The organism is Streptomyces alboflavus, assembly GCF_000716675.1.
In the GTDB taxonomy this organism is placed as follows: Bacteria; Actinomycetota; Actinomycetes; order Streptomycetales; family Streptomycetaceae; genus Streptomyces; species Streptomyces alboflavus.
Window position 1 is genome coordinate 53,916 of the sequence record NZ_JNXT01000050.1, and the last position, 7,783, is coordinate 61,698.

The window sequence follows — 7,783 nt, forward strand, 5'->3', positions numbered from 1 at the left end:
GTTCCCACGGCTGCCACGTGCCCTCCTTCGGGTGCCGGGCGCCCCCGGACCACGCTGGGCCCGCCGTCAGGCGCTCGCGCCGAGTTCGCGGACGGCTGCCGCGAACGCGTCACCACGCTTGTTGTAGTTGGTGAACATGTCCATCGACGCACACGCGGGCGCCATCAGGACGGTGTCCCCCGGCCGCGCGAGCCGCGCGGCCTGCCGTACGGCCTCGGACATCGCCCCAGTGTCCGTCCGGTCGAGGTCCACGACGGGTACTTCCGGCGCGTGTCGCGCGAGCGCTTCGCGGATCAGCGCGCGGTCGGCGCCGATCAGGACGACCCCCCGCAGCCGCCCCGCCGCGCCCGCGACCAGCTCGTCGAAGGTGGCGCCCTTGGCGAGGCCACCGGCGATCCAGACGATCGACTCGTACGCCGCCAACGACGCCTGCGTGGCGTGGGTGTTGGTGGCCTTGGAGTCGTCGATGTAGGCGACGCCGTCGACGTCGGCCACGTGCTCGATGCGGTGGGCGTCCGGCCGGAAGGCGCGCAGGCCCTCACGGACCGCCGTGGCGGGCACGCCGTAGGCACGCGCGAGGCCGGCGGCGGCCAGGGCGTTGGCGATGTTGTGCGGCGCGGGCGGGCGCACGTCGGAGACCTCTGCGAGCTCCTGGGCCTGCTTCTGGCGGTCCGGCACGAAGGCACGGTCGACCAGGATGCCGTCCACGACGCCCAGTTGCGAGGGGGCGGGCGCGGCCAGCGTGAAACCGATGGCGCGGCAGCCCTCCTCGACGTCGGCCTCGCGGACCAGGTCCTCCGTGGCCTTGTCGGCGACGTTGTAGACGCAGGCGACCTGGTTGCCCTCGTAGATGCGGCCCTTGTCGGCGGCGTACGCCTCCATGGAGCCGTGCCAGTCGAGGTGGTCGGGCGCCAGGTTCAGGACGGCCGCCGAGTGGGCGCGCAGGGAGGGCGCCCAGTGCAGCTGGTAGGAGGACAGCTCGACGGCGAGGACGTCGTACGCGTCGTCGCCCTCCAGGACCACGTCCACGATGGGCGTGCCGATGTTGCCGACGGCCGCCGTGCGCAGACCGGCCGCGGCCAGGATCGACGCGAGCATCTGCGTGGTCGTGGTCTTGCCGTTGGTGCCGGTGATGGCGAGCCAGGGCGCGGCGTCGGGGCCGCGCAGGCGCCAGGCGATCTCGACGTCGCCGACGACGTCGACACCCGCCTCGGCGGCGGCCGTGAACAGCGGCGACGAGGGCTTCCAGCCGGGCGAGGTGACGACGAGGTCGGTGCCCTCGGGGAGCGTCTCGGCGTCCCCGAGGCGTACGGAGATGCCGGTTCCGGCGAGTTCCGCGGCGCGTGTCCGCTGGGCGTCCCCGTCGCCGCCGTCCACGACCGTCACCACCGCGCCGAGGCCCGCGAGCGCGCGGGCGGCGCTGAGGCCGCTCACGCCGAGCCCGGCGACGGTGACGTTCCTGCCCTGCCAGCTGGTCACTTGGTGGCCGCCCACCCTGCGTAGAAGAGTCCGAGTCCGACGATCACGCACATGCCCTGGATGATCCAGAAGCGGACCACCACAAGGACTTCGGACCACCCCTTGAGTTCGAAGTGGTGCTGGAGTGGCGCCATCCGGAAGACGCGTTTGCCGGTGAGGCGGAAGGAGCCGACCTGGATGACCACGGACATGGTGATAAGGACGAAGAGGCCGCCGAGGAGCGCGAGGAGCAGCTCCGTGCGGGAGCAGATCGCGAGTCCGGCGAGCGCGCCGCCGAGGGCCAGCGAGCCGGTGTCACCCATGAAGATCTTCGCGGGCGAGGTGTTCCACCACAGGAAGCCGAAGCAGGCGCCCATCAGCGCGGAGGCCACGACCGCCAGGTCGAGTGGGTCTCTGACCTCGAAACACGCCTCGGGGTTGGTGAGGGTGTTGGCGTTGGCGCAGGACTCCTGGTACTGCCAGACGCCGATGAAGGTGTAGGCGCCGAAGACCATCACGGAGGCGCCGGTGGCGAGACCGTCGAGGCCGTCGGTGAGGTTCACGCCGTTCGACATGGCGAGGATCATGAACAGCGCCCAGACCACGAACAGGACCGGGCCGATCGACCAGCCGAAGTCCGTGACGAACGACAGCTTGGTGGAGGCCGGGGTCTGGTTGCGGTTGTCGGGCCAGTTCAGCGCGAGCACGGCGAAGCCGATGCCGACGATCAGCTGGCCCGCCATCTTGGCCTTGGCGCGCAGACCGAGCGAGCGCTGCTTGACGATCTTGATGTAGTCGTCGAGGAAGCCGACCAGGCCCATGCCCGCCATCAGGAAGAGCACCAGCAGGCCGGAGAGCGTGAACTCCCCGCCGGTGATGAACTTCGTCATGAAGTACGCGATGAGCGTGGCCAGGATGAAGGCGATGCCACCCATCGTCGGCGTACCGCGCTTGCTGTGGTGCTCGCGCGGGCCGTCGTCCCGGATGAACTGGCCGTAGCCCTTGCGGGCCAGGAGCTTGATCAGCAGGGGCGTACCGACCAGGGTCAGGAAGAGCCCGATCACACCCGCGAAGAGGATCTGCCTCATCGGCCGGCGACCTGCCCCTCCGAAGAAACGGCGGCGTCATCGAGCAGGGCCAGGGCGACCCGCTCGAGACCCACCGATCTGGACGCCTTCACCAGCACGACGTCTCCTGGGCGCAGCTCGCTGCGCAGCAGGTCGATCGCCGCCTGTGCGTCGGACACGTGCACCGACTCCTCACCCCACGAACCCTCGTTGTATGCGCCCAGTTGGAGCCAGGACGCTTCCCTGCCCCCGACTGCCACGAGCTTGTTCACGTTCAGCCGGACGGCAAGGCGTCCGACCGCGTCGTGCTCGGCGAGCCCGTCGTCACCGAGCTCGGCCATGTGACCGAGCACCGCCCACGTGCGCCCGCCCTCGGCCTGCGCGGCTCTGCCCATGGCCGCGAGCGCGCGCAGGGCGGCTCGCATGGACTCGGGGTTCGCGTTGTAGGCGTCGTTGACGACCGTCACGCCGTCCGGGCGCTCGGTGACCTCCATCCGCCAGCGGGACAGCGTGCCCGCCTCGGAGAGCGCGAGGGCGATCTCGTCCACGGACATGCCCAGCTCATGGGCGACGGCGGCCGCGGCGAGCGCGTTCGACACGTGGTGCTCACCGTACAGGCGCAGCCGCACGTCGCTGCACCCGGTGGGTGTGGTGAGCGTGAAGGCGGGCTGTCCGTTCTCGGTGAGCCGGACATTCTCGGCACGTACGTCGGCGTCGGCGGCCTCTCCGAAGAGCAGCACACGGGCCTTCGTGCGGGAGGCCATCGCGCGTACGAGGGGGTCGTCGGCGTTGAGGATCGCGGCGCCGTCGGCCGGGAGTGCCTCGACCAGCTCGCCCTTTGCTTGCGCGATCTGTTCGCGGCCGCCGAACTCGCCGATGTGGGCGGTGCCGACGTTCAGGACGAGGCCGATCCGCGGCGGCGTCAGCCCGGTGAGGTACCGGATGTGGCCGATGCCGCGGGCGCCCATCTCCAGGACGAGGAACTTCGTCTCGTCGGTGGCGCTCAGCGCGGTCAGCGGCAGGCCGATCTCGTTGTTGAACGATCCCGGCGTCCACACGGTGGGCGCCTTGCGGCCGATGACCTGGGCGATCAGATCCTTGGTGCTGGTCTTGCCCGCGGAGCCGGTGAGGGCGACGAGGGTGGCGCCGAGCCGGGCGACGACGTGCCGGGCGAGGGCGCCGAGCGCCGTCTGCACGTCGTCGACGACGATGGCGGGCACCCCGCACGGCCGGGTGCCGAGCACGGCGACCGCGCCCGCCGCCACGACCTGGTCGGCGTAGTCGTGCCCGTCGACGCGCTCGCCCACGAAGGCGGCGAACAGGCCGCCGGGCTCCACCTCACGGGAGTCCCGGACGACCGGTGCGGTCACCTGGACCTGCGGATCCGGTATGTCGTACGTCTGCCCGCCGACGACGGTGGCGATCTCGGCGAGGGAGAGGGCGATCACAACTTCATCCCTGGGTTTGCTCGATAGCTTCGCGAAGCACCAGGCGGTCGTCGAAGGGACGGACCACCCCGGCGATGTCCTGGCCCTGTTCGTGTCCCTTGCCCGCGACCAGGACGGTGTCCCCGGGCTCGGCGCGGGCGACGGCCGCGCGGATGGCGGCGGCGCGGTCCTCGAAGACGGCGACGTCACCGCGCTCGTGGGCGGGCACCTCGGCGGCGCCCGCGAGCATCGTCGCGAGGATGGCGAGGGGGTCCTCGCCGCGGGGGTTGTCGGAGGTCAGTACGGCGGAGTCGGCGAGCCGGGCCGCGGCCGCGCCCATCGGCCTGCGCTTGGTCTGGTCGCGGTCGCCGCCGCAGCCCAGCACGATGTGCAGCTTGCCCTCGGTGACCTTGCGCAGCGCGCGCAGGACCGATTCGACGGCGTCCGTCTTGTGGGCGTAGTCCACGACGGCGAGGTAGGACTGGCCCGCGTCGACGCGCTCCAGGCGGCCGGGGACGCCCGGCACGGCCGCGACGCCGTCGGCGGCCTGCTGCGGGTCGATCCCGGCGACGGCGAGCGACACGATCGCGGCGAGGGTGTTGGCGACGTTGAAGGGCCCGGCGAGCGGCGAGCGGGCGGCGATCCGCTCGCCCTTGGGGCCGACGGCTGTGAACGTGGAGTCAAGCGGCCCAACTTCGACGTCCTCGGCGCGCCAGTCGGCGTCCGGGTGGCCCTCGGCGGAGAAGCTGGTGACGGGCACCTCGGACTCGGTGATCAGGCGGCGGCCGTACTCGTCGTCGAGGTTGACCACGCCGAGCCGAGCGCGCCGTTTGGTGAACAGCTGCGCCTTGGCCCGGAAGTAGTCCTCCATGTCGGAGTGGAACTCCATGTGCTCCGGGCTCAGGTTGTTGAAGACGGCGACGTCGAAGACGCAGCCGTCGACCCGGCCGAGCACCAGCGCGTGGCTGGAGACCTCCATGGCGACCGCCTCGACGCCGCGCTCGCGCATCACGGCGAACAGCGCCTGCAGGTCGGTGGCTTCGGGCGTGGTCCGCTCGGACTTGATGCGCTCCTCGCCGATGCGCATCTCGACGGTGCCGATGAGCCCGGTGGCGCGGACGGCCTTCAGACCGCCCTCGATGAGGTACGCCGTGGTGGTCTTGCCCGACGTGCCGGTGATGCCGATCTGCAGCAGGTCGCGGCCCGGGTGGCCGTACACCGTCGCGGCCAGCTCGCCCATGCCGCCGCGCGGGTCGGCGACGACGAGCACCGGAAGTCCCGTGGCGGCGGCGCGGTCGGCGCCGGTCGGGTCGGTGAGGATCGCGGCGGCGCCGAGGTCGGCGGCCTGGGCCACGAAGTCGGCGCCGTGCATGCGGGCGCCGGGCAGGGCCGCGTAGATGTCGCCGGGGCGCACCGCGCGCGAGTCGTGGGTGATCCCGGTGACGGCGGCGTCCGTGCCCGGGGCCGCGGCCCCCAGCTGATCGGCGAGCTCCGCGAGGGGGGTGGCGGAGACCTGGGTCGGCCTCGGCGGTCCCGGGTAGGTCACGGGAGCGTCCTTCTGGGTGGTTTGGGACTGATCAGCGTGTGGCACGGCGGTGAGCGTACCGGGCGCACCCCCGTTGGGGCCAAAAGGCAGGGGGCCACGCGCGGTGCGGTCGGTCGGGGGCGGCGGCGGCCCGGGGGTGGCGGCGCGGTGTGTCGCGGGCCGGTTCCCCGGGTCCGGGGTGATGGTCGTCACGGGCTGTTCCTGTCCGGGTGCGCGTCCTAGCCGCCGTTCGCGGGTCGGCCGGGGGGCTTCGGCCCGCCGGGGTCGTAGGTCACCGGGAGCGGTGCGGGGGCCTTGCCGGTGGGCGGGGCCTGGAGGGTCTTGAGGGCGAACTGCATGACCTTCTTGTAGATGGGGCCGCAGATCTGGCCGCCGAAGTAGCTGCCCTTCGTGGCGTTCTGGATGACGCAGTAGACGGTGACGCGCGGCTTGTCGGCGGGCGCGAAGCCGGCGAAGGAGGAGGTGTAGCCGCGGTAGCGGCCGGTCTGCGGGTCGACCCGGTTGGCCGTGCCGGTCTTGCCCGCGACGCGGTAGCCGGGGATGCGGGCCTTGGTGCCGGTGCCTTCCTCGTCGTCGACGACGGACTCCAGCATCCGTGCCACGGTCCGCGCGGTCTTCTCACTGACCACGCGGGTCTTCTTCGGCGCGGGCGCGGGCGTGAAGCGGCCGTCGGGCCCCTTGGTGCCGCGTACCAGCGTCGGCTCGACGCGGACGCCGCCGTTGGCGATGGTCGAGTACACGGACGCGGCCTGCATGGCGTTGATGGACACGCCCTGGCCGAAGGGGATCGTGAACTGCTGCGAGGTCGACCACTTGTCGGGCGGCGCGAGGATGCCGGAGGTCTCGCCGGGGAAGCCGAGCCCGGTCTCCTTGCCGATGCCGAACTTCCGCAGGTACGAGTAGAGGGTCCTGTTGACCTCCCGCTGCGTCTTGCCGAGTTCGCCGGTGGCGAGGATGGTGCCGATGTTGCTGGACTTGGCGAGCACGCCGTTGAGCGTGAGGTACCAGGTCGGGTGGTCGATGTCGTCCTGGAAGAGCCGGTCGCCGCGGTGCAGGCGGTTGGGCACGGTCACCCGGGTGCCGGGAGTGGCGGCGTTCTCCTCGAGGACGGCGGCCATCGACATGACCTTGGCGGTGGAGCCGGGTTCGTAGGCGTCCTGGAGGGCTGCGTTGCCGAGGCTGGCGCCGCGGGCCTGGGCGAGGTTGTTGGGGTCGAAGCCGGGCGCGTTGGCCATGGCGAGGACCTCGCCGGTGCGGGTGTCCTGCACCAGTACGTAGCCGCGGTCGGCCTTGGACTTGCGCACCTGCTCGGTGATGGCGTCCTGGGCGGCCCACTGGATGTCGCGGTCGATCGTCAGCTCGACGTCCGAGCCGGGCACGGCGGGCTTCTCGGTGCTGCCGGCGGTGGGCACCTGGCGGCCGCCGGACTGGGCGTAGCGGATCTCGCCCTGCTTGCCCGCGAGCTTCTTGTCGAGCTGCTGCTCCACCCCGCCGCCGCCCTTGCCGTCGGCGTTGACCCAGCCCAGTATCCCGGCGGCCAGGCCGTCGTTGGGGTACACGCGCTTGCTGGTGGGCACGGCGAAGACGCCCGCGAGGACGTTGACCGCCTTGGGGTCGGCGCTCGCCTTGTCGGCGAGGGCGGAGCGCAGGTCCTTGATCTGCTTCCAGACCTGCGGCGACTCACGGCGGGCCAGGAGCGTGAAGCGGGTCTTGGGCGTCCGGAGCTTCTTGGCGAGTTCACCGGCGTCCGCGTCGAGGATCGGCGCGAGCAGCCCGGCGGCCTGCTCGGGCGCGTCGCCGGTCTTCGTCTCCTTCGGCGTGAAGAGGGTGGGGTCGGCGGTGATGTCGTACGCGTCCACGCTGGTGGCGAGTTCGACGCCGCCGCGGTCGGTGATGGCCCCGCGCTCGGCGGCCAGCTTGTGCGTGGAGTACCGGTTCTTCTCGGCCTTCGCCGCGTAGGTGTCGGCGTCCACGGCCTGCACCTGGAACAGCCGCACCACGAACGCCAGCATCACCAGGGTCAGGCCGAGGCTGACCATGCGAAGCCGGGGCCGCGGGCTGCCGAGCCGGATGGTCTTGGCCTGGGGCGCCTTGGGCGGCCTCGATCCGGAGGGGCGGGGGCGGCGCGAGGCGGGCGGGCGCGCCCCGGGCCCGGGTCCGCTCCGGCCGCCGGGGCGGGCGGGCCGTGCCGGGCCGGGGACCCGGCGGCGTGGGGGTGGCGGTTGGCGGTCCGTCACTTACGTCACCTGCCGGGGGTCGTGGGGGCGGGCCTCGCGGGAGCGGCC

5 protein-coding genes are annotated in these 7,783 nt (G+C 72.2%); all 5 read right to left on the reverse strand.

Annotation, left to right across the window (positions count from 1 at the left end; genetic code table 11):
- Nucleotides 1-66: 66 nt before the first annotated feature.
- The 5 genes from murD to OO63_RS30740 are packed head-to-tail and all read right to left on the reverse strand — an operon-like array spanning nt 67 to nt 7,735.
- Nucleotides 67-1,479 (reverse strand): UDP-N-acetylmuramoyl-L-alanine--D-glutamate ligase, encoded by a 1,413-nt coding sequence (gene murD, locus OO63_RS30720; RefSeq protein WP_030361677.1) that lies wholly within the window; start codon nt 1,477-1,479, stop codon nt 67-69.
- Nucleotides 1,476-2,546, reverse strand: a complete 1,071-nt coding sequence (gene mraY / locus OO63_RS30725) for a phospho-N-acetylmuramoyl-pentapeptide-transferase (protein ID WP_030361678.1) — start codon at nt 2,544-2,546, stop codon at nt 1,476-1,478. Before mraY ends, murD begins: the two co-directional genes overlap by 4 nt.
- Complete coding sequence (locus OO63_RS30730; RefSeq protein WP_030361679.1) at nt 2,543-3,973, reverse strand: UDP-N-acetylmuramoyl-tripeptide--D-alanyl-D-alanine ligase; 1,431 nt, start codon at nt 3,971-3,973, stop codon at nt 2,543-2,545. Before OO63_RS30730 ends, mraY begins: the two co-directional genes overlap by 4 nt.
- A 4-nt stretch (nt 3,974-3,977) precedes the next feature.
- Nucleotides 3,978-5,690, reverse strand: coding sequence for a UDP-N-acetylmuramoyl-L-alanyl-D-glutamate--2,6-diaminopimelate ligase (locus OO63_RS30735; protein WP_397622220.1), 1,713 nt, complete (start codon nt 5,688-5,690; stop codon nt 3,978-3,980).
- 26 nt (nt 5,691-5,716) lie between these two features.
- Nucleotides 5,717-7,735, reverse strand: coding sequence for a peptidoglycan D,D-transpeptidase FtsI family protein (locus OO63_RS30740; RefSeq protein WP_078619470.1), 2,019 nt, complete (start codon nt 7,733-7,735; stop codon nt 5,717-5,719).
- Nucleotides 7,736-7,783: the final 48 nt, after the last annotated feature.

Coding starts and splice junctions, on each gene's coding strand:
- mraY (WP_030361678.1), bottom strand. CDS start 2,546: ATGAGGCAGATCCTCTTCGCGGGTGTGATCGGGCTCTTCCTGACCCTG.